Source organism: Pseudomonas sp. IT-P294 (assembly GCF_949767865.1).
In the GTDB taxonomy this organism is placed as follows: domain Bacteria; phylum Pseudomonadota; class Gammaproteobacteria; order Pseudomonadales; family Pseudomonadaceae; genus Aquipseudomonas.
Window position 1 is genome coordinate 1,057,877 of sequence record NZ_CATKQW010000011.1, and the last position, 21,731, is coordinate 1,079,607.

Annotated in this window: 20 protein-coding genes; 10 read left to right on the forward strand and 10 right to left on the reverse strand. The window is 58.7% G+C overall.

The window, feature by feature from the left end:
* Positions 1 to 127 precede the first annotated feature (127 nt).
* The gene (locus ACM6I0_RS12060; protein WP_285430992.1) at positions 128 to 1,753 is read left to right on the forward strand and encodes an NADP-dependent glyceraldehyde-3-phosphate dehydrogenase; all 1,626 of its coding nucleotides are present in this window, start codon (positions 128 to 130) and stop codon (positions 1,751 to 1,753) included.
* 68 nt (positions 1,754 to 1,821) lie between these two features.
* Entirely contained in the window at positions 1,822 to 2,841 is a 1,020-nt protein-coding gene (locus ACM6I0_RS12065; protein ID WP_414922355.1) for an FUSC family protein, read from the forward strand.
* 7 nt (positions 2,842 to 2,848) lie between these two features.
* On the opposite strand, the gene ACM6I0_RS12070 is transcribed toward ACM6I0_RS12065, so the two are convergent.
* Positions 2,849 to 3,742 carry a DMT family transporter gene (locus ACM6I0_RS12070; protein WP_414922356.1) on the reverse strand — a complete coding sequence of 298 codons (894 nt, stop codon included), beginning with the start codon at positions 3,740 to 3,742 and terminating at the stop codon, positions 2,849 to 2,851.
* A gap of 135 nt (positions 3,743 to 3,877) precedes the next feature.
* Here ACM6I0_RS12070 and ACM6I0_RS12075 point away from each other — a divergent pair, with 135 nt between their 5' ends.
* Positions 3,878 to 4,315, forward strand: coding sequence for an Lrp/AsnC family transcriptional regulator (locus tag ACM6I0_RS12075; RefSeq protein WP_090183345.1), 438 nt, complete (start codon positions 3,878 to 3,880; stop codon positions 4,313 to 4,315).
* A gap of 57 nt (positions 4,316 to 4,372) precedes the next feature.
* The gene (locus ACM6I0_RS12080) at positions 4,373 to 4,699 is read left to right on the forward strand and encodes a YceK/YidQ family lipoprotein (protein WP_414922357.1); all 327 of its coding nucleotides are present in this window, start codon (positions 4,373 to 4,375) and stop codon (positions 4,697 to 4,699) included.
* Here the strand turns inward: ACM6I0_RS12080 and ACM6I0_RS12085 are convergent.
* Positions 4,640 to 5,557 (reverse strand): LysR substrate-binding domain-containing protein, encoded by a 918-nt coding sequence (locus ACM6I0_RS12085; RefSeq protein ID WP_414922358.1) that lies wholly within the window; start codon positions 5,555 to 5,557, stop codon positions 4,640 to 4,642. The genes ACM6I0_RS12080 and ACM6I0_RS12085 overlap by 60 nt on opposite strands.
* A gap of 113 nt (positions 5,558 to 5,670) precedes the next feature.
* Here ACM6I0_RS12085 and ACM6I0_RS12090 point away from each other — a divergent pair, with 113 nt between their 5' ends.
* Positions 5,671 to 6,096, forward strand: a complete 426-nt coding sequence (locus tag ACM6I0_RS12090; RefSeq protein WP_414922359.1) for a VOC family protein — start codon at positions 5,671 to 5,673, stop codon at positions 6,094 to 6,096.
* Here the strand turns inward: ACM6I0_RS12090 and ACM6I0_RS12095 are convergent.
* From ACM6I0_RS12095 to ACM6I0_RS12120, 6 genes are all read right to left on the reverse strand, one after another.
* Positions 6,074 to 6,664, reverse strand: a complete 591-nt coding sequence (locus ACM6I0_RS12095; protein WP_414922360.1) for a GGDEF domain-containing protein — start codon at positions 6,662 to 6,664, stop codon at positions 6,074 to 6,076. The two genes, ACM6I0_RS12090 and ACM6I0_RS12095, sit on opposite strands and share 23 nt — an antisense overlap.
* 74 nt (positions 6,665 to 6,738) lie before the next feature.
* The gene (locus ACM6I0_RS12100; protein ID WP_414922361.1) at positions 6,739 to 7,317 is read right to left on the reverse strand and encodes a hypothetical protein; all 579 of its coding nucleotides are present in this window, start codon (positions 7,315 to 7,317) and stop codon (positions 6,739 to 6,741) included.
* Between the two features lies 1 nt (position 7,318).
* A complete protein-coding gene (locus ACM6I0_RS12105) occupies positions 7,319 to 9,487 on the reverse strand; it encodes a molybdopterin cofactor-binding domain-containing protein (protein ID WP_414922362.1) in 2,169 nt (722 codons plus the stop codon).
* Between the two features lie 24 nt (positions 9,488 to 9,511).
* The gene (locus ACM6I0_RS12110) at positions 9,512 to 9,967 is read right to left on the reverse strand and encodes a (2Fe-2S)-binding protein (RefSeq protein WP_208668682.1); all 456 of its coding nucleotides are present in this window, start codon (positions 9,965 to 9,967) and stop codon (positions 9,512 to 9,514) included.
* Positions 9,968 to 11,038: 1,071 nt separating this feature from the next.
* On the reverse strand, positions 11,039 to 12,193 hold the full coding sequence (locus tag ACM6I0_RS12115) for an NnrS family protein (protein ID WP_414922363.1): 1,155 nt from the start codon (positions 12,191 to 12,193) through the stop codon (positions 11,039 to 11,041).
* Positions 12,193 to 12,441, reverse strand: a complete 249-nt coding sequence (locus tag ACM6I0_RS12120; protein ID WP_414922364.1) for a transmembrane sensor/regulator PpyR — start codon at positions 12,439 to 12,441, stop codon at positions 12,193 to 12,195. Before ACM6I0_RS12120 ends, ACM6I0_RS12115 begins: the two co-directional genes overlap by 1 nt.
* A gap of 267 nt (positions 12,442 to 12,708) precedes the next feature.
* On the opposite strand from ACM6I0_RS12120, the gene ACM6I0_RS12125 reads away from it, so the two are divergent.
* From ACM6I0_RS12125 to ACM6I0_RS12135, 3 genes are all read left to right on the forward strand, one after another.
* Positions 12,709 to 13,206, forward strand: a complete 498-nt coding sequence (locus ACM6I0_RS12125) for a VOC family protein (protein WP_414922365.1) — start codon at positions 12,709 to 12,711, stop codon at positions 13,204 to 13,206.
* Positions 13,207 to 13,240: 34 nt separating this feature from the next.
* The gene (locus ACM6I0_RS12130; RefSeq protein ID WP_414922366.1) at positions 13,241 to 14,074 is read left to right on the forward strand and encodes an AraC family transcriptional regulator; all 834 of its coding nucleotides are present in this window, start codon (positions 13,241 to 13,243) and stop codon (positions 14,072 to 14,074) included.
* 190 nt (positions 14,075 to 14,264) lie between these two features.
* Positions 14,265 to 17,951 (forward strand): hypothetical protein, encoded by a 3,687-nt coding sequence (locus ACM6I0_RS12135; protein ID WP_414922367.1) that lies wholly within the window; start codon positions 14,265 to 14,267, stop codon positions 17,949 to 17,951.
* A gap of 3 nt (positions 17,952 to 17,954) precedes the next feature.
* Here the strand turns inward: ACM6I0_RS12135 and ACM6I0_RS12140 are convergent, their stop codons facing one another.
* Complete coding sequence (locus ACM6I0_RS12140) at positions 17,955 to 18,542, reverse strand: LysE family translocator (protein WP_414922368.1); 588 nt, start codon at positions 18,540 to 18,542, stop codon at positions 17,955 to 17,957.
* Between the two features lie 81 nt (positions 18,543 to 18,623).
* The gene (locus tag ACM6I0_RS12145) at positions 18,624 to 19,955 is read right to left on the reverse strand and encodes a PLP-dependent aminotransferase family protein (protein ID WP_414922369.1); all 1,332 of its coding nucleotides are present in this window, start codon (positions 19,953 to 19,955) and stop codon (positions 18,624 to 18,626) included.
* Between the two features lie 91 nt (positions 19,956 to 20,046).
* Between ACM6I0_RS12145 and ACM6I0_RS12150 the strand changes: the two genes are divergently transcribed.
* Both ACM6I0_RS12150 and ACM6I0_RS12155 read left to right on the forward strand, forming a co-directional pair.
* Positions 20,047 to 20,943, forward strand: a complete 897-nt coding sequence (locus tag ACM6I0_RS12150) for a DMT family transporter (RefSeq protein ID WP_414922370.1) — start codon at positions 20,047 to 20,049, stop codon at positions 20,941 to 20,943.
* A 100-nt stretch (positions 20,944 to 21,043) separates the two neighbouring features.
* Complete coding sequence (locus ACM6I0_RS12155) at positions 21,044 to 21,664, forward strand: LysE family translocator (protein WP_414922371.1); 621 nt, start codon at positions 21,044 to 21,046, stop codon at positions 21,662 to 21,664.
* Positions 21,665 to 21,731: the final 67 nt, after the last annotated feature.

Genomic DNA, 21,731 nt, shown 5'->3' on the forward strand with positions numbered 1-21,731 from the left:
AGGCACCGACGCGAGTGGGTTGAGGGTTGGAACCCTGAGCCGCAAATCGATGAGATGAGTCATGACAAGCGGGGCCGAGGTCTGCTAAAACGATTCATCAGTCACCCAATCCAGACGGGGTAGCGACATGAGCACAGCCAATATTCTCGACAACCTGTTTCCGAGCCACGCCGACATTCCGGAAAAATACCGCCTCGACGGCCAGACCGAGCAACGTGAATACCTGGTCGATGGCGAACTGAAAACCTGGTCCGGGCCCCTCGCCCAGGTTCGCAGCCCGGTTTACCTGACCGGAGCCAATGGCGACGAACAAGTGATCCTCGGCAGCACGCCGCTGCTAGACGCCGAGACCGCCCTGACCGCACTCGATGCCGCCGTCCGCGCCTATGACCGTGGCCAGGGTTTGTGGCCGACGATGCGGGTGGCCGAACGCATCCAGCACGTCGAAACCTTCCTCAGCCGGATGCGTGAACAACGCGAGGCCGTGGTCAAGTTGCTGATGTGGGAGATCGGCAAGAACCTCAAGGACTCGGAAAAAGAGTTCGACCGCACCTGTGATTACATCGTCGACACCATCAACGCCCTGAAAGAACTTGACCGCCGCTCCAGCCGTTTCGAGCTGGAGCAGGACACCCTCGGGCAGATCCGCCGCGTACCGTTGGGTGTGGCGCTGTGCATGGGGCCTTACAACTATCCGCTGAATGAAACCTTCACCACGTTGATCCCGGCGCTGATCATGGGCAATACCGTGGTGTTCAAACCGGCGAAACTCGGCGTGCTGCTGATTCGACCCTTGCTGGAAGCCTTCCGTGACAGCTTCCCGGCAGGCGTGATCAACGTGATCTACGGCAGTGGTCGCGAGACCGTCAGCGCGCTGATGGCCAGCGGCAAGATCGATATCTTCGCGTTCATCGGCACCAACAAAGCCGCCAGCGACTTGAAAAAACTCCACCCCAAACCGCACCGTTTGCGCGCGGCATTGGGGCTGGATGCGAAGAACCCGGGCATCGTGTTGCCGGAGGTTGACCTCGACAACGCGGTCAGCGAAGCGGTGACCGGCTCGCTGTCGTTCAACGGCCAGCGTTGCACGGCGCTGAAAATCCTCTTTGTCCATGAAGATGTGGTCGAGTCGTTCATCGAGAAATTCAACGCCAAACTGGCCACCCTGAAGCCGGGAATGCCATGGGACAGCGGCGTGGCCCTGACGCCATTGCCGGAAGCGAGCAAGGTCGATTACCTGCATTCGCTGGTGGCGGATGCGGTGAGCAAAGGCGCCACCGTGGTGAATCCAAACGGCGGCCAGGCACGGGCGTCGTTCTTCTATCCGGCCGTCCTGTTTCCGGTGACGCCGCAGATGCGCGTCTATCAGGAAGAACAGTTCGGTCCGGTGGTGCCCATCGTGCCTTACCGCCATCTGGACACGGTAATCGACTACGTCCTCGAATCTGACTTCGGCCAGCAGCTGAGCATCTTCGGCACCAACCCGGTGGCCGTCGGGCGCCTGGTGGACACCTTTGCCAACCAGGTCGGGCGGATCAACCTCAACGCCCAGTGCCAGCGCGGCCCGGACACCTACCCGTTCAACGGCCGCAAGAACTCCGCCGAAGGCACGCTGTCGGTACATGATGCGCTGCGGGTGTTCTCGATCCGCACGCTGGTAGCCACCAAGTTCCAGGAAACCAACAAGGAACTCATCAGCGAGATCATCAGCGGACGCAGCTCAAGCTTCCTGACCACCGATTACATTTTCTGAGGACACCTAGCCTGAGCACGTTCAGAGCCAACCGATTCCCACCGCTGCTGCGCCGTTTACTACGTCCGTTGCTGGACCCGTATCGGCGCTATCGCCACGCGAAACTGATCCACGCGGTGCGCGTTTCACTCGGGTTGCTGGCGACGATCCTGCTGACCACTGGCATCCACCTGCCCCACGGTGAGTGGGCGTCGGTGACGATGCTGGTGGTGATCGGCGGCTTGCAGCACCACGGCAACATCGGCAAAAAAGCCGCTGAACGCGCCATCGGTACTTTGATCGGTGCTGGGGTCGGGCTTTTGCTGGTGGCGCAACAGGCCTGGCTTGGCATGCCGTGGCTGACCTATTTTGCGATGTCGGTGGTGTGCGGGTTCTTCTCGTACCACGCCATTGGCAAGGGCGGTTACACGGCGCTGCTGTCGGCGATTACCGTGTTTATCGTCGCCGGGCACGGTGATAACCCTGTCACCGATGGCCTGTGGCGCGGGGTGGATATTCTGATCGGCATTGCCCTGGCCCTGGCGTTCTCCTTCGCCCTGCCCCTGTATGCGGTCTATTCCTGGCGCTACAACCTGGCCGACTCGCTGCGCGATTGCGCGACGATTTACGGGCGCATCATCAATGGCCAACCGGTCAGTGACGACGAACACCTAAAACTCATGAATCGCTTGAACACCGTGATGGTGCAACTGCGCTCGCTGATGCCGTCGGTGTCCAAGGAAGTGAAGATTTCCATGACCGAACTCGATGCCATCCAGCGCAACTTGCGGATGTGCGTGAGCACCCTGGAAATCCTCGGCAACACCCGACCGGATGCCAATGACCCCGAGGCCATGGCGCACCTGCAATCGTCATTGAAAGCCGAACACCGGCAAATTCGGGTGCAGTTGATCGGCATGGCCCGGGCGCTGAAAACCGGCGCGTCGCAGCGACTGAATCGCCCTATCGACTTGCCGGTTAATTCCAGTCTCGAAGCACCGGTGTACAACCCGCTGGATGGCTATCGGTTACTGATCCGCCAGTTCGCCTTGAATATCGGCGAGATGCGCCAGCGCCTGGCGAAGACTGCGCCGCGCTGGAGCATCTGATGCCCGGTTATGAGGTGACCGTCCGGCGAACCTTCAGGCCCCAGCCCTGCTGCATGCCGGCGGCGGCCAGCAGAATCGCTGCGACACCGATCCATTGCAGCGGATCGAGGCGGTGGCCGAAGGCAAACCAGTCGACGAAAATCGCCGCAATCGGGTAGATGAACGACAGCGCTCCGGTCAGCGCCGTCGGCAGTTTCTGGATCGCACCGTACAACAGCACATACATCATGCCGGTGTGGAAAATGCCCAGCGTCACCAGGCTGCCCCAGGCACTGGGTGCTTGCGGTAACGCTGAGAAGTGCGCGAATGGCGCCAGCAACAGCACGCCGGTGCTGACCTGGATCAGCGCAATCAAATGCGGTGGCGTGCCAGTCAGGCGCTTGATGATCAGAGCTGCAATCGCGTAAAGAAACGCCGCTCCCAGTGCCAGACCGATCCCCATCAGGTAATCGTTACCGCCTGCGCCCTGCTCACCATGAGCGCTGACAATCGCCAGCATTCCCAGAAACGAAACGCTCAGCCAGAACAGTTTCTGCAAGGTGATCTTCTCGCCGAGGAACAGCGCGGCCAATCCGACCAGCATGAACGGCTGAACGTTATAAACCGCCGTGCCAATGGCAATCGAAGCACGGGAATAAGAGGCGAACAACAGCAACCAGTTGCCGACAATCGCGACGCCGCTGAGCACCGCCAGCCAGAATGTGGTGCGGGTCAGAATGCCTGGACGCAGGAAGCCGAATGCCGCGCAGATCAGCAACAGCGTGCCGGCGCCGAACACGCAACGCCAGAACACCACGTCCAGCACCGGTTGCCCGGACACCAGCACAAACCAGCCGATGGTCCCGGAAATCAGCATGGCGGCGGTCATTTCAAATGAACCGCGACGTATTGTTTTGTCCATCACCAGACTCCTCTGTTTGAGGCCAAAGTATGCCAATCCGGCAGAGGGCCTCTCCAGCGCAAAAAGCAGGCTAAACTCGGTTTCTGCCTTTTTTATCAAGGCATATTCAGTCAATCGCCTAACAGGGGTTTTGCCATGACCGACGACATCGACCAAGTGCTGATCAGCGCCTTGATGGAAGACTCACGCCGCTCGCTCAAGGCCTTGGCGAACATCAGCGGCCTGTCATCGCCCAGCGTTGCCGAGCGTCTGCGCCGTCTTGAAGAGCGTGGCGTGCTCAAGGGCTACACCGTCGAGATCGATCCCAAATGCTTTGGCTATCAACTCCAGGCCATCGTGCGCATCCGCCCGCTGCCGGGCCAGTTGCAGGAAGTGGAGCGACAAATCCAGGCGATCCCCGAATTCACCGAATGCGACAAAGTCACAGGCGACGATTGCTTCATCGCCCGCCTGCATGTGCGTTCGATGGAGCAACTGGACACCCTGCTCGACCGCCTCAACACCCACGCCGAAACCAACACCGCCATCGTCAAAAAGACCCCGGTCAAACGCCGCTTGCCCCCGATGGCGTGAGTGATGTTTTGATGTGAAACGCGTAGATTGACGGTTTTCCGGCGAAGGATTGGCGGTATGAAAACTCAGGCGGTTTTACTCGCGGCGTTGCTGCTCGCGGGTTGCGGTACGGTACAAACAGTGATGCGCGGTGACGAAGTGGCGGCGAAGAGTCTCAAGGAGCGCAAAAGCTACTGCGGCGCCGTTCCGCGAATCTACAGCGGTGTGACTTATGATTTCTGCATACTGAATGCGCCCCTGGAAAAAGGCCGGGATGGCGAAGTGCATGACAACGCTCCGGCCATTGTGCTGATCGATGTGGTTCTATCCGGTGCGTTCGATACGTTACTGCTGCCCTACACCCTCTACCGTCAGCAGGCCGATGGCAGCATCATGGTTGACTGATGCAGCACTCAGGCACTCGGCGAACAGCTGCTGGATCGGCTGTGTGCGCTGGCTGTAGCGCTGCAACAGGACGATTTCGCGATAGAACGTCAAACCGCCCAGCGGGATGATCCTGACCTTCGCTCCATAGTCCAGCCACAACCCCGCTTCGGGCAGCAGCGAAACGCCGAGCCCGCATTCGACCATTTTCACGATCGCTTCCAGCTCATCCAGCTCCAGCGCCACCTGCACATCAATCTGCTGTTCACGTAGAAACCGCGTGACCAGGCGCCCACCAAACGAATTGCGGTCGTAACGCACATGAGGATGACTCGCGAGAATCTGCAACGGGTCATCGCCTTCGAGGTCCGGCGGCACGATCAATACAAAGGCTTCCCGGCGGATCACCTGCGCGGACAGTTCTTTGGGCAAGTCGAACGGCGGCTTGATCAGAATCGCCAGGTCCACCTCTCCGGTGTCCACCTGGCTCAACAAATTCAACGACACACCCGGCACCAGCTTGGGCTCCAGCAATGGCGCCTGCTGACGCAATCGCAACAATGCTTGAGGCAACAAGCCGGTCTGCGCCGTGGCTACCGCGCCGATTTTCAATTCGCCGCGGTATTCACTGACATCATCACTGACCGCCATCCGGCTGAACGTTTCGAGGATCTCCCGCGCCATCGGTAACGCCCGTTGCCCTGCCGCATTGAGGATCGCCTGGCGCCCGGTGCGATCGAACAGACGGATGCCCAACGCCTGTTCCAGATTGCGCATCTGCGCACTGACCGCCGACTGGGTCAACCCGATGTGCATTCCGGCCGCCGCGAACGTGCCGAAGCGTGTCACGGCAATGAAAGTTTTCAGTTCGCGCAGCATGGCGTTCTCGATTGATCAAAATAATTTGAGCTCGACGCAAAAACTATCGTCTTTCAATCAAAAAGCACAGCGCTAAACTCAGCCTTACTCCCGACACATCCGAGGCAAAACCGATGCAGCTCTCCCCTTTTCACCTGGCCATTCCGGTCTATGACCTGGCCGCCGCCCGGCATTTTTACGCCGAAGTATTTGGACTCGAAGAAGGCCGCTCCAGCGACCATTGGGTCGACTTCAACTTTTTTGGCCATCAACTGGTGATTCACCTGGCGCCGAAAAACGCTTCTCAGGAAGCGGCGCACACCAATGCCGTGGACGGTCATGACGTGCCCGTGCCGCATTTCGGCGTTGTGCTGGGAATGAAAGAGTGGGAAGCCCTAGCGCAGCGATTGAAAGCCCGCGACACCCGATTCGTGATCGAACCGGGCATTCGTTTTCAGGGATTGGTGGGCGAGCAAGCGACAATGTTTCTGTTCGACCCCTGCGGCAATGCGCTGGAATTCAAGGCATTCAAAGACATCAGCCAACTGTTTGCCAAGTGAAGGCATCCGCCGCGATCAGGAGCTGATCCACCGTGTCATGCAGCAACGGGTCGACCTCGATCTGGCCGATTCTGAAGTGCAGGTCATAAGCGCGATGCACCGTGGCGTTGCGCTCGTCGAGTATTTCTTCCAGGCGCGCCCTGATAGCCGCTATTTCCACGGCACTCGAGCCGGTCAGCAAGGCCACGAATTTGTCGCTGCCGAGCCGGCCGATCACATCGCTTTCGCGAAAGGCGATCCGCAGCACATCCGCGAAGGTCTTGAGCGCATTGTCGCCCTCGGCGCGTCCGTAGAGGTAGTTGATGTGCTTGAAGTCATCGAGATTGAACAGCAGCAGCGTGGCCGGCCTGCCCAACTGCTGGCAGGCGTTCAGCCCTTGTTCGGCCAGCACGGTGAAGCCGTGACGGTTGGGCAGCAGCGTCAACTCGTCCATGCTCGCCATCTGCACGCCCATCAATTCTTGCTCGGCCTTACGGGCCAGGTCACGCAGCTGTTGGCGTTCCTGTTGTGGCGAACGCAATGTGTCTGCACTCGCGCCGTTTTTGACCGGTTTGCCTGGGATCAGCATGACTCACTCCAGTGACGGGTATGTACTTTAGAGTGGTGCATACCCGGTATGACTCCCTGATAACGGACCGCCGGTCAGCTGCCCACCACCGGACATGGCCCTCCCGCCTCCGCCCAGAGCTTGAACTGGGTGACGAAAATGTCGTGCGGCACCGGCACCGGTGCCCTTCCTTCTCCCGGATTCCAGCCCCACAGCACCAGTTTGTCGTCGCTGACATGCTTGATCAGCGCGGCGAAATCCCGATCACCATTGCTGGCGCGATCCTTGATCATTGCGCACAAGCGGTCGGCCGGCAGCCCGATCCAGGCCATTTTGTGCGCCGCAGGCGGCAAGCTCCAATGCGGCGCTCCCGGTGGAGCATGGGGCCCGTAACTGGCGGGCGGGTTGCTATCGGCATGGCACGTCGCACAGGGCAAGCCGGCCGCGCCCTTGCCGTCCATCCCCCGTACGACATTCATCGCATGCGGGGTGCCCGCGTCGAACTGCAGCGGTGAGTCGCCCGGGATATGGCAGTTCTGGCAGCGCGGGCTCTGGAACACTTTCTGCACCGTTTCGAAGGCCTTGATGGCTTCCTTGTCATCGGCAAACAGGTCTTCGGCGTAGCTGACCAGACCGACCAGCACCACCGCGCCCAGAATCAGATGTCGTCTCATGTCACACCCCCGACAGTTGCAACGGCAGTTCTCGCAGGCGTTGCCCGGTCAGGGCGAACACCGCATTGGCCACCGCTGGCGCCGTGGGCGGGACGCCAGCCTCGCCTATCCCTCCGGACCTTTCGGTGCTCGGCACGATGTGCACTTCGACCACCGGCATTTCGTTCAGGCGCAGCACTTGATAGTCATGGTAATTGGACTGCACGACCTGCCCGTTCTTCAGCGTCAGCTTGCTGTGCAAGGTGAACCCGAGACCGAAGGTGATGCAGGATTCCATCTGCGCGGCGATGCTCATCGGGTTGACGGCAATCCCGCAATCCACTGCGCAGACCACCCGATGCACTCGAATCGCCAGGTTGTCCTGGGACACTTCAGCCACCTGCGCCACGTAACTGCCGAAGGACTCATGCACCGCCACACCCAAGGCGTGGCCGTCCGGCAGAGGCGCCGCCCAGTTGGCTTTTTCGACGGCAAGGTTGAGCACGCCCAGATGTCTCGGATGCGCCTTGAGCAAGGTGCGTCGATACTCCACCGGGTCCTTGCCGGCCGCCTCCGCCATTTCGTCGATCAACGATTCCATGACGAACGCCGTGTGGCTGTGCCCCACCGAACGCAGCCACAGCACGTTGATGCCGGTTTTCGGCGAATGCAGTTCCACTTGGTGATTGGCCAGGCCTTCAAGGTACGGACTGTCAGCGACGCCTTCGACCGAGGTCTTGTCGATGCCGTCCTTGACCATCGTTGCCTCGAGCATGGTGCCGGCCATGATCGACTGGCCGACCATCACATGCTTCCATGCCAGGGGCATGCCGTCGGCGTCCAGCCCGATTCGCGCCTGATGCAAAAACGCCGAGCGGTAATAGCCGCCGCGAATGTCGTCCTCCCGCGACCACACGGTTTTCACCGGTTCGCCTGCGGCCTTGGCCACTTGCACGGCTTCAGCGACAAAATCCGAGGTCGGATTGGCCCGGCGGCCAAAACCGCCGCCGAGAAATTCGGTGTGGATTTCCACCTGTTCCGGCTTGAGCCCGGTGATCTTGCCCGCGATCATCTGATCCAGCGTCTGGAATTGCGTGCCGGTCCATATCTCGCACTTGTCCTTGCTGATTTTCACCGTGCAATTGAGCGGTTCCATCGGTGCGTGGGCCAGGTACGGGACGCTGTACTCGACGTCGATGGTCTTGACCGCTTTGCCCAATGCGGCGGTCGTATCGCCGGCCTTGCTGGCCGAGGTGCCGGGAGTGGCCGCGAGCTTGCGGAAGCTTTCCAGCAGTTGCTGGCTGTCGAGGCCGGTGTTCGGCCCCAGGTCCCACTCGACCTTCAACGCATCGCGCCCAAGCTTCGCAGCCCAGTAATGATCGGCAATCACCGCCACGCCCGTGGGCACTTGCACCACTCTATGCACCCCCGGCACCGCCAGCGCTTCGGCCCCTTCGAAAGACTTGACGCTACCACCGAACACCGGCGAACGGGCCACCATGGCCGTCATCAAGCCGTCGAACTGCACGTCCATACCGAACTTGGCGCGGCCGGTGATTTTCTCCGGGGTGTCCAGGCGTTTGGTGGGTTTGCCGATGACTTTCCAGTCCTTGGCGTCCTTGAACGTGATCGACGCTGGATCCGGCACGGGCAGCTTGCCGGCGTCATCCGCGAGCTCGCCGTAGGTCGCGCGCTTGTCGCCGGCAAACACCACGCCTGATTCGGTATGAATCTCGGAGGGCGCGACGTTGAAGCGCTTGGCCGCCGCCTGGATCAGCATCAAGCGCGCCGCCGCGCCGGCTTGCCTGTAGCGGTCGAATTCCATCCAGGTCGAGGTCGAGCCGCCGGTGATCTGCATCCCGCCGAACCCCGGCATCCCGTAGTCCGCCGCCGAGGCAGGTGAATGCTCGACGCGGATCTTCGACCAGTCAGCGTCCAGTTCTTCGGCGATCAACATGGTCAGGCCGGTCCAGATGCCTTGGCCCATTTCCGAATGGCCGAGCAGCACGTTGACGGTGTTGTCATTTCCAATGCGCAAGAACGCATTCGGTGCAAAAACATTGCCTTCATTCTCCGCACCCAGGGCAAAGCGGTGAGCGCCGGGGATGACGAACGCCACCACCAGACCCGCACCCAAGGCGGCGCTGCCTTTGAGGAAACTGCGTCGTGATACAGGGGTGATGCTGTTCATGTTCAGACTCCCTTCAACGTGGCATCAACCGATCTCGGCGGCGCGCTTGACCGCCGCACGGATCCTTGGGTAGGTGCCGCAGCGGCAGATGTTGCCGGAGAGCGCCTGATCGATGTCGCTGTCGGTGGGTTTGGGGATCTTGGCCAGCAACGCGGCGGCGGACATGATTTGTCCCGACTGGCAGTAACCGCACTGCACCACGTCGAGTTCGGCCCAGGCTTGCTGCACCGGGTGCGAGCCGTCGGTGGAGAGGCCTTCGATGGTGAGGATTTTTTGGCCGTGGGCGACTGCCGTGGCGGGGGTGATGCAGGAGCGCAGTGGTGCGCCGTCGATGTGTACGGTGCAGGCGCCGCACTGGGCCATGCCGCAACCGAATTTGGTCCCGGTGAGGTGCGCGACATCGCGCAGGACCCAGAGCAATGGCATGTCTGCGGGGACATCGAGTTCTTGGTCCTTGCCGTTGATGTTCAGGGTCAGCATTGTGAATTTCCTCAGACTCACGGTGTTCTGGAGGGGCGTCGCTGGGGTGATGAAGTGGGCGATGCGCGCTTGGGTTATCCATACAGCTAAGCGCAAAATGCCGGGGGAGAAGGGTTCATCGACCATCGGTCACGGGTCGGTCTTGATGGGGTTCGGGATTGGGATTGGGATTGGGATTGGGGGTATATCCGTTTCTGCGGTTACGGCGGCTATTGGTTCCGCTCTTACAGCGGGTCACTTGGAAGAGCGCCAAGTGACCAAGCGCTTTTGCCCCTGACGTTCGGTGCCTCGCTAAGGCTCGGCATGCCCTCGCTCCGGTCCTGCTCCGTGGGCCCGCCGCCATCGGCCATCCATGGCCGGGGGCGGCTACCGCGGCATCCATGCCGGGTAGCCGGGGGCGGCTACCGCGGCATCCATGCCGGGTTGCCCACTGCGCAGAACCTGCGCTCGGCCTCTCGAGGGGGCGAGCACCGCCAAAGCCAAGCGAGGCGGCCTACGGGCCGACCTGATTGCTCAACGCTTGCGCGTCCTGATCGTTCTCCAGAGTGACGTGATCGTTCCCATGCTCTGCGTGGGAATGCCGCCGGGGACGCTCTGCGTTCCGCTGTCGACATCCTGCTTGAGTCTTGCGCAAGGGTGACGCAGAGCGTGGGAACGATCAACAGCAACAGCATCGCGAGCAGGCTCACTCCCACAAAAAGCAGAGCAGGCAGGCGCACAGCTTTTGCTTCTCACCACTCATCAGGTCGAGCGTTAGCTCGCCTTCCGCTTTTGATCTTGATCTGCCCCGTCGGAAGGCCGAACGCAGATTCTGCGCAGTGGGCAACCCGGCATGGATGCCGGGTTAGCCGCCCCCGGCCATGGATGGCCGATGGCGGCGGGCCCACGGAGCAGGACCGGAGTGAGGGAATGCCGAGCCTTAGCGAGGCACCGTACGTCAGGGGCGCGAGCGCTTGGTTACTTGGCGCTTTTCCAAGTAACCCGCCGTCAGGGCGGAACCATAAGCCGCCGTTACCCCAAAAACGGATATGTACCCAACCCCAACCCAACCCAACCTCAAGCTTCAAAAAATCAGCACCTGGGCTTAAGCAAAATACCGGTATACCTCGCCAGAAACAGCACAAAAGCACCACTCCAAAACACCGCCGAAAGCCCCAGCCCGACCCCAGAAAACGGCACCAGAAATACCCGACACACAGCAGCGATCAACAACAACGCAAACCCCAGCACCACAACACTCGACGGTTGCAACAAGCGCCCGGTATGACCAAGGCTGACCCGCGCAATCATCGCCAGAATCAATCCCCCGATCCCCCCGACCGCCAGCGCATGGGTAGCCAGACTTTGTTGCGGCATAACGCCCGCGTGCCAGAGCGCCATCGCCAGCGCCGCAACCATCAACCAGGCGTATGCCAGAAACAGCGACCAGAGCAGCGGCACCCGCCAGATGCCCCGATCATGCCAGCGCCACAATCGCAGCAAGTGCAATACCCCCATCACCCCAAACAACAGCGCCAACCAGAGCCTGGGAACGTCATTCAACCCACCTGCAAAAGACACGGCAGCGAGCAAACTGCTCAACAACAAAACCCGGGTGGGCAGCGCGTGAGCGGCGGGCGCTGCAGCCCGGTTCAAGCCCCTCTGGATAAAGAACGGCAGGACCCGCCCGCCAATCACGGTCATCAACGCCGCCACCAACCACAAAGCCGCCAGTACACCACGCCGTTGCAGGCCCGCATCATCCACAGCGATGCCCCACAAGGTCATGCCTTGAGCGCCGGCCATCAATGCAATCACCAACAACACCGGATAGTTGTCTCGCTTCCCCGCTGCGACCAAGTCCCGTCCGATCGCCCAGGCCAGCAGCGGAAGAAAAGGCACTTGCACCAGCAACAACAGCCCCTCGGGAATGGGCAGTAACCAGGCAAGTCGCGCCAGCAGCCACACCAGTACCAGGCCGATCAGCGGCCAGCCATTAAGGCCGGGACGCCCTGTCCAGTTGGGCACGGCCGTCAGCAGGAACCCGGCGATGATCGCCGTGGCAAAACCAAACGGCATTTCATGCCGGTGCCAGGCGAGCATGCCGCCAACGGGTTGCGCGCCGGGCAGTCGGCCGTACAACCACAACGCCCAGATCGCCACCGCGATTGCCGCGAAACCGGCGCCGGCCAGGAAAAAGGGACGAAAACCAAGACTGAAGACCGGGGCAGCGGCAAGTCTGCGCATTACGCCACCACCCTTGCCAGACGTATTCCCAGACGATGCTGGGCCAGCAGACGCATCACATAACCGATTTTGAGCAAGGTCGGCCCGATGATGGTCATGGCATGCATCGACACCAGCGCGACAATCGGCAGATGGCCGTTGTACAGGTAGGCGCCATAGATGCCGGCCAGCAGCATGGCCAGGCCGACGCCCAGCACTTTGCTCGACAGATGCAGTACGTTCAGGGGATTGCTGAAGAAATCGAACATTTTCCGTACTCCTGAAACAGGTCAGTTGTACCGGAGATGTATCAAGTCCCGTGCCACCTTTTAAACCCCAAAAAATCAATCATCTACGCCAACAAGAGTCATATCGACAACACCGAAAAGGAGTCTTAATGACACACAAAGTAGTCATACAGACTCACCTTGCAACCAATTCCACTTGGCTGTTTGTCGATCTACGGTCCGGCCAATCGACCACAGGCTGGCTACGCTGATAATCCGGCATGAGCAACCCGTAGAGGAGCATCGACCATGCAACGCGTGCAAAAACTGACTCCCTGCCTCTGGTTTAACGATCAGGCTGAAGAGGCTGCGAAGTTTTACTGTTCGATCTTCGATCATTCCAAAATCAGTGCCATCACCCACTATGGCAAAGCCGGTCAGGAGGTTCATGGCAGGCCTGAAGGATCGGTGTTGACGGTCAGTTTCGAACTCGACGGACAGCCAATGACGGCACTCAATGGCGGCCCGGTGTTCAAGTTCAATGAAGCGGTTTCATTTCAGGTCAATTGCCAGACCCAGGAAGAAGTGGACTACTTCTGGGGCTCACTTTCCGCTCACCCAGAGAATGAGCAATGCGGTTGGCTCAAGGACAAATTCGGCCTGTCCTGGCAGATCGTGCCGGTCGCCATGATGGACATGCTCAAAGACCCCGACACGACCAAATCCCAGCGCGCCATGCAAGCCATGATGCAGATGAAAAAACTCGACATCGCCGCCTTGCAGCGAGCCTTTAACGGCGAGAGCTAATACACTCGCGCTCTGGCCGCCGAGAACATGAACGATGAAGCACACCGTTGCCAAATACGCAGACAAAGCCCCACGCTTCTGGCGCGATGATGCCCTGCCCTTCATCGAAGCCCGGTCCATCGCCGATGGCCGCGAGGTCTGTTACGCCCGGCATTCTCACGCGCACTTCTCCATCGGTGCCATCACCGCCGGGCGCAGCACCTACGTTCATGAGCAATCGGCCTTTGAGGTCAGCGCCGGCACCGTGGTGCTGATGAATCCCGGTGATGTTCACGCCTGCAACCCGATCGACGACCAGCCCTGGTCTTACCTGATGCTGTACGTCGAGACGCCATGGCTGACCGACTTGCAGCATCAGCTCGGCTTCAGTCAGGACTCGGCGTATCGACGGTTTTCCGTTACCCATACCCGCAATGGCAACCTGTTCGCGGGCCTGAGTGATCTGTACGCAATACTGGTTGATCCTTTGCAGGACGTGTTGAGCAAGCACAGCGCAGCGGTGGAGTTTTTCACTGAGGTCCAACAGCAACTCAATCCGATTGAGCAGCCATTGCGCGAGCCCAATTTCAAGCTGGAACGGGCAGCCGACTACATCCGCGACAACTGCACGCAGATGCTCAAGCTCGAGGGTATTTGCGAGGCGGCGCAGCTGTCGCCGTCCTACCTGATCCGTGCCTTCAAGCAGCATTACGGCATGACGCCCCATGCCTATCTGGTTAACCGACGTATCCAGTTCGCCCGCGAACAACTGCGCAACGGCAAGTTGATAGCCGATGTAGCGCTGGAAGCGGGATTTGCTGATCAGGCGCACTTTCAACGAGCATTCAAACAGCATTTGGCGGCAACACCAGGACAGTATCGCGGCTGACCACTCGACAAATAAAACATCGAACAACTTTACTATCCCGTATAACAGCGCTATTAGCAGACACATCAGGACAACAGATAGCCGTTGTGAGTGAACAGTGTTGTTCGCTAACCTTTCAACACCACCTACTCCGAGCCCGCCCCGGGTGTGCAACTTATTAATATATCAATGCGCAAAGGATTGCCCACCGATGAATGACAACCTCGTTATTTATAACGCCGCCAACTTCAGCACTAGTTATTCCGACCCGGAACTCAGCGAAAAGAATCAGACGACTGAAGCCTTGGGCATCTCAACCAATCAGCCAGACTTCTTCAACCTCGGCGGCTTTGATAATTTTTATCTTCACATCACCGAGGACTCGCAGTTTTATAAAGCACACAGACCCGGAAAACTATTATTGACAGGTCTTATTCAACATCCAGCATTTATTGATGCCCGTGCAAAACTATCATTACCGGAAGAAACCATCTTTCACACCGATACCCATGGCCGCCTCCTGGCATTAAAACAAGTTCACAAACAAATTTTTCACTCTGCTCTGGGTGTTCGCTTTCGTAACGTGTTCGAGCGACACGACATCACGAGTGAGATCGAGCACGTTGCAGAGCTTGAAGAAGAGCTGAACACCCTGAAAACACAAGCGCGAACCACTTCGGGCATCAGCTCGACTTCGCTGGTCAGCGTTGCGCAATGGTTGCGCTTTCATGAAGTCGACGTACCGCAAACGGCCGACCAGGCAGCAAATTTGCTGGATTTTTTCAGCGTTGAAGACGCCAAAGGGCGCAGCAATTTCTGTGAAGTATTCGCCAGCGCTGCCCACTCCAGATATGAGCTGACGGCCGAACATCGTTCGACACTGTGGAAAGTAACCGACCAATTGCTCGATGGTAATGAATTGCTTATCAACCACTTGATGAGCGTCATTTCCTGGCATGGCACCCAGCCTTCGCCGAACGCGATCCAGCCGCAAACTTACGACGACTTGAAGTGGTTGTTAAGTCAACCGGAAACCCGCGCGATCGCTCGTCATTACACCGAGGCACTGGGTTGGTATGACGCCAGGATGGACGCCGTATCGAACATTGTATTGGGCCGACAGGTATTGTTGGCAGCGATCATGCTCGACCTCAGAATCAGCCTTGATAACAAGACGTCTGAAATCAATATTGCTGGATATAAATTATACGCCACCGCCAATGTCGAAAAGAGCTGGCTGGAGGTCCGCGCGGAGTTGGAAAGTCATTTTGCGAATAATGTGACCAGCAACGGAAAATATATTGATCCTGTCGCTGTGCCAATGATTGTATACGCTCTGTTGACTGAACTAGCGCCAGCGTTTCTGGTACAAGATGCACCGACCGGGTTACAAATGGGTTCGACTGCCTGGGTCGTATTGAATCGCGCCGTCCTGCTGGCTGAGTTCAATGCAGCAGGTTCATCTCAACTATTAACCTATGAGGAACTACTAAAGCGGGCGATGATCGCACCCATTAGTCATCGACAGCAGTTACTACATAACGCATCCACGGTTCAACCAGTTTTGTACTGGGCACTGATCAACGAATCCATACCTCGAGATTCGGACAGTCACTTCAGCCAGGAAGCGATCAACGCTGCAAGCACACAATACAATCACTACCTGGACGAACTGAGTCATTGCGCAAACACGCTGTCGACACCGTTTCCCAGCCGAAAGAAACTCGCACTTGAAACACTGAAACTTCACGTACCTGATTGCGACTTTCTAGAAACGAAAGTTCTCAAGACGAGCGCGGGATTTTCCGGCCAACACCCCATGACCTTATCGATCCTGGACGCTTACCTCTCCAATAACCTGGCGGACAGGAAATGGCATAGGGTCGGCATGGATATTTACACGCTGTTTCCACAATTGTTGACGCTGCCATTGATAAACGAGATTTACCACCAGGCAGTTGACGCTCATCTCAAACGCTTGAAAGAAGCGACATCCACTGTCATTCGCCATGCGCTCGCATCTCTTCCACAACAAGACCGCGGCCAATTGGGCGTTGGCGAGATCGGTGTATTTTCGCTTCGCCGATACTTGTCGAGAGACCCTTTCAACAGCCAGCCCATACAGCCCACGGACCGCGCCCGATTTGGTGTGATCATCACCGCGACACTGGGCAACGAACTCCATTGCTACGAACTGAATACACTTACCGGCGACTGCAAAAAAAATCAGTCCCTGGCAGAAGCTTTCAGAGTTTCCGGGCTCGTAGATGAAATCGACGATTTCATACCTCAAGCGTTGGTTGCGAATGACCGTGGAGCACTATCGCTTCATGCGGCGATCGATCTGGATGCATATTTCAACGGCAAGCCATCGAAGCATGTGGTTCATCAGTTCTTCAACGTAGACCTGTTGTCTTTGCTGCCCAGACGAACAGGGAGCACAGCTGATTACCGGTCTCCACTGCTGGCTTTCCGTTCTATGGCATTCAAGGATATCGCTCGCTTCATCGCGTCCGAAGCGCTGTACGTGACAAAAAACTCACTGATCTCGGCAGGTTTCGACAAAACAGAATTTGAGCTGCGTTTAGAAGAGGACGTCAGATGGGCGGACACCATTTCCAATATCATCATTCCATTCAAAAGCTGTATTGAAGACCTCGAATCCGGGGACAAGGACCGCAGGACCAGCGGAATATGGGGTTGTTTACTGGATGGTGCCGCCGTGTTGCTGCCCTTTATCGGATTTGCAGGCACCGCAGCCAACCTGCTTTTCAAGGCAGGCAGCCTGGGTTCAAAAATTTCGTCCGTTACCCGGCTGAGTTTGAAGTTTTCGCTGTCACTGTTTAACCCCGTGGATGGCATTCCCACCCTGCTGGGTAAAGGTGCCGTGCGCATTGGCAAGCTGGGCAGTAGCGGATTCGAACTGGCTACCGGTCAACTGCGAAAATTGACGGGAGGCGCGGACGCTTACGATTTTGTCCGGGCCTCGCAACTCAATTCTGCGGCCGAATCCCGTCTGGCTCTTCCCATGCTGGAGCATGGCAGATTCGTTTTTAAAGACCCTGATTTACTCGATGCAGAGAACGTTCTGCAACGCTTATCGAAGAGTAACGAGAGCATGCTGGCGAACGAATTCTCCAATGTTGAAATCAAGCATTTGCTGGAGAGCTCGCTGAGCGACATTGTGCTCAGATCCGAGGGTGCGGAAAATTTAAAAACCGTTCTGCCAGCGGACGCTGTCGACAGCATCGTTAAACATGAGGTGCAAAAATATAATCTGTCGCACCTGCACCTCTACAAAGATGTCCCTTCAGCATTACCGGACATTTTGAGTAACGTCTTGAAGGTGGAGGTCAAAAACATCAACTTCATGAACGCACATCAGAACACCTTGCTTAAACTCGACCTTGGCAAGCCCCCCTACATTGGCATGGAGAACGAAAGCACCTTCAATCCTGGTGGTCTGATCGATGATGTGGAACGTGCCGCAGCCTGGATTTTCAACGCCTCCAGTTCCAAAAATGACCTGGAAACGTTAAAGACGTTACTTCGTGAATACGCCGCCGGTAGCGACTCGCTTAATGATCCGTCGGTGTTGAGACAGATACATAAAAAAGCCATTGCGAACCCCGAAAAAACCTACCGCTCTCCGACAGGACTGGCTAAATACCCCGCGAGCATTTCCGGTGCTCATCTACTGGAAAAACACGTAGCAAAACTGGACGCGAGTTCCGAACACTTCAACAAGCAGTTATTCGGTGCCTTGCTGGGGTATCACAGTTTTGCCGACGGCAATGGCAGGGCCGCCCGAATTGTTTTTGCCATCTCGGAGTTGCGAAAGGGACGTTTCACTGCCCTGTCCGTTACAACCGAAAATGCCCTTAGCGGCCTGTCCTGAGTGTCAAGGCAATAGCAGGTAAACCGCACAGAGCGCCAAAAGGATCGCCATACCCCGGTTGAACAACCGCATCCCTGCAGGGTTACTGAGGTAACCCCGCAGGCATGTACCGGCATACACCCAACACCCCACCGACACGTAGCAAATCACCAGATACACCGCCGCAAACTGCCAGACCAGCCGCGCCTCGCCGTCCGCGACGAACGCGCCCATGCCCGCCACGCAGGCCAGCCAGGCTTTTGGGTTGAGCCACTGCATCACTGCGCCGTACAACATTGAAGGTGCCCGGTGCGACTCTTTGGCATCGATACGACCATCGTCCGCCGCCAGTTTCCAGGCCATGAACAACAGAAACGCCACGCCGGCCAGTTGCATCACACGCGTCAATTCCGGCCAAAGGAGCAACACCTCATGCAAGCCCAGCCCCATCAAGACCAATAACAGAACAAACCCCAACGTGGCCCCGGCGACGTGCCGTTGACTGGCGCGAAAACCAAACTGCGCCCCCGAACTCAACGCGACAATGTTTACCGGCCCAGGCGTTATCGAAGCCACCAGGGCAAATGTGGCCATGGAAATAATCAGATTCATTGCACACCTTCTTCAATTCAGGAAAATCAGCGCTCAACGTACTGATCCCCCTACCCTGCGTATTGAAGAAAACTGCCTAAGTCAGGTAAACGCCCCCACCACCCGCTTCACTTTCACCAGTGCCGCCGCGAGCGAGTCCATGTCCACCGACCCCAGCGCCAACCGGATCGCGTGCGGCACATGAACAGAGGTCGCAAACGGTTCGGCGGTTGAAACCGCCACCTGTTCACGCAGCAACGCCACGGCGATCTGATCGGCTCTCGCGTCTTCCGACAAGGGCAGCCAGATAAAGTAGGAAGAAGGATGACGAATGTAGGGCAGCCCCGTCAGCAGGGTGTCAGCCAAGGCTTGTCGGGCCTGCGCATCGGCGCGTTTTTGCGCTTCCAGCGCGCTGACAGTCCCGTCATCGATCCAGGCGCAGGCAATCGCGGTCATCACTCCGGGCGTGTTCCAGGTGGTCGCCCTGATCGTGCGCTCCAGCGCCGCCACCCGGTGCGCGGGGGCGGCGACGAATCCGACGCGTAAACCGGTGGCGACGCTCTTGGAGAAGCCCGACACGTACACCGTTCTTTCGGGCGCCAGGTGCGCAATCGGCGGCAGCGGATCTTGTGCCAGAAACGCGTAGGCAGCGTCTTCGATGATGTGCAGGTCATGCTGGCGCGCAATCGACACGAGGCGATCCCGTTGATCGGCGGGCATCACCCACCCCAGTGGATTGTGCAGCGTCGGCATGCTGTAGACGGCACGCACCGAACGGCTGCGGCAGAGTTTTTCAAGCGCCTCCAGGTCTGGCCCCTGATCAGTGAGCGGAATCGGTACGACTTCAAGGTGCAGCGTTTCGGCCAGCACCTTGAACCCCGGATAGGTCAACGCATCAGCCGCGATCACCTCACCGGGTTGCAGCAGCGCCATGAGGGTCACGGCCAATCCATGCTGGGCGCCACTGACGATCAACACCTGTTCGGCCTGAACACTCAGCCCGCGTGTCAGCAGATGGCGCGCAATCGATGCCCGCTCATGCAGGCGGCCCGCATGCGGCTGGTAACGCAGATGCGACTCCAGGTCACCGGACAATGCGAGCTGGCGCAAGGCATTGCGTAGCAGGTCGGCCTGCCCCGGCACAGAGGGATAGTTGAAGTTGAGATCGACCATGCCGACCGCCACCGCCGGCTGGTGAATCCCTTGGCTCGGTGGCAGCGACGTCTCCCTGACGAACGTTCCGCGCCCCGTTTCACCGCTGACCAGCCCCATCGCCTCCAGTTCTGCATAGACCCTGCTGGCCGTGACCAAGGCCAGTTTTTCCGTGGTAGCGAGCTGACGGTGTGTCGGCAAACGCGTACCCGGCGGCAAACGCCCGGCGCGGATATCGGCGGCAAACGCGTCCACCAGCGATTTGTAGCGAGAGCGAGGCATAACACAATGTATCCATGACAATTTTTTGATTGTATCGATACTCGGCCATACGATGCCCACAAGGCAACCCCCGAACTGTGAGTGGACTCCCATGGAACGCGCATCGAACCTGCAACACCAGTCACTGGAAAAGAACGCGAGCGGGCTGATCAATGGGCTCATCGGCGTCCTGATCTTCAGCGGCTCACTGCCCGCTACCCGGGTGGCCGTCCTGGAGTTCGATCCGGTCTTTCTGACGGTCGCACGCGCGACCATCGCCGCGGTTCTGGCGCTGTGCCTTGTGCTGCTGTTGCAGGAAAAGCGTCCTGCGCGGCACCAGATCCTGCCCTTGGTTATCGTGGCGATGGGCGTTGTTATCGGGTTTCCGCTGCTGACGGCACTGGCACTTCAATACGTGACGTCGGCGCACTCCATCGTCTTCGTCGGCATGTTGCCGCTCGCCACGGCTGCGTTTGGTGTGTTGCGCGGCGGTGAACGTCCGCGACCGGCGTTCTGGTGCTTCTCGGTCCTGGGAAGTTTGCTGGTGGTGGGGTTTGCCCTTGCTCAGGGGCTGACGGCCTCCCCCGCTGGCGACGTCCTGATGCTGCTGGCCATCCTTGCCTGCGGGCTCGGGTATGCCGAAGGAGCGAAGCTTTCCAGGACACTCGGCGGCTGGCAGGTGATTTCCTGGGCGCTGGTGTTGTCGCTTCCAGTAGTGGCGCCGCTGACCTGGTGGCTGGCCCCCGTGTCTTTTTCGGGCATCAGCACACCAGCCTGGTTGAGCCTGGGGTACGTCTCGCTGTTCAGCATGCTGATTGGTTTCGTATTTTGGTATCGCGGGCTTGCCCAAGGAGGAATTGCCGCGGTGGGACAGCTGCAGCTGCTGCAACCCTTTTTTGGCTTGGCACTGGCGGCCACGTTGCTGCACGAGCACGTCAGCCTCGGCATGCTCGGGGTTACCGTGGCGGTGATCCTGTGTGTGGTGGGTGCGAGAAGATTCGCCAAATAACCTCGGCCAAATTGTACTGCGGCCTGCGCGCACCGCTGTACCGGGAAAGCCTTCGTCGTCCGTGATAAAACTAGCGTTCTCTTGCTTCTGGAGACCTGTCATGGACCTCGCCACCCTTTCGCTGTTTCTGCCCGCCTGCTTCGCGTTGAACATGGCGCCCGGCCCGAACAATCTGCTGTCGGTCAGCAACTCGACCCGCTACGGCTACCGCATGGCCTGCGTGGCCGGCATCGGTCGGCTGCTGGCGTTTGCCGGGATGATCGCCCTCGCCTCCGCCGGGTTGGCGGTGGTGCTGCAAACGTCTGAATTGCTGTTCTACGGCATCAAGATTGTGGGTGCGGCGTATCTGTTTTACCTCGCCTGGCAATTGTGGCGAGCCGACCCCGGCGCCGAAAACGTAGTGACGAGTGCGCCAGTCGGCATCATGGCGCTGGCGCGGCAGGAGTTTCTGGTGGCGGCCGGCAACCCCAAGGCCATCCTCATCTTCACCGCGTTCCTGCCCCAGTTCGTCGACCCGACTCACACCGTGACGCCGCAATTCGCGCTGCTCGGTGCGTTGTTTCTGATGCTGGAATGGATCGCCATCAGCGCCTACGCCTACATGGGCCTGCACATGCGTCGCTGGTTTGCCGAGCCTCGGGGCAAACGAATGTTCAACCGTTGCTGCGCGGGGTTGTTGTCGGCAGCGGCTTCGGTGCTGTTGATGGCGCGCCGAGCCTGAGCTCAGGGGATTGACGGGATTCGACACGGGTTCACACTGCGAAGCATCCCGCTTCAATACCTGTCGA